Annotated in this window: 1 protein-coding gene; it reads left to right on the top strand. The window is 67.6% G+C overall.

What is annotated here, in order from left to right:
• Positions 1-469, top strand: a 469-nt coding sequence (locus KDK95_RS38885) for a class I tRNA ligase family protein (RefSeq protein ID WP_212522641.1), incomplete at both ends; no start/stop codon positions are given.

Here is a 469-nt window from a genome sequence, read left to right as displayed (position 1 = left end):
CTACGTGCCGGGCTGGGACTGCCACGGCCTGCCGATCGAGAACGCCATCGAGAAAAAGTACGGGCGCAGCCTGTCGCGCGACGACATGCAGGCGAAGAGCCGTGCTTTCGCCACCGAGCAGATCGCGCAGCAGCTGGGCGACTTCCAGCGCCTGGGCGTGCTCGGCGAATGGGACAACCCCTACAAGACGATGAACTTCGCCAACGAGGCCGGCGAGCTGCGCGCGTTCAAGCGCGTGATCGAGCGCGGCTTCGTGTACCGCGGCCTCAAGCCCGTGTACTGGTGCTTCGACTGCGGCTCGTCGCTCGCCGAGTTCGAGATCGAGTACCAGGACAAGAAGAGCACCACGCTGGACGTGGCCTTCAAGGCCCATGACCCGCAGGCGCTGGCGGCCGCCTTCGGCCTGCCGGCCCTGGCGCGCGACGCCTTCATCGTGATCTGGACCACCACGGCCTGGACCCTCCCCGCC

The sequence above is a fragment of the Actinospica acidithermotolerans genome, from assembly GCF_018139625.1.
Taxonomy (GTDB): Bacteria; Actinomycetota; Actinomycetes; order Streptomycetales; family Catenulisporaceae; genus Actinospica; species Actinospica acidithermotolerans.
This window is presented reverse-complemented; position numbering and strand designations above follow the sequence as displayed.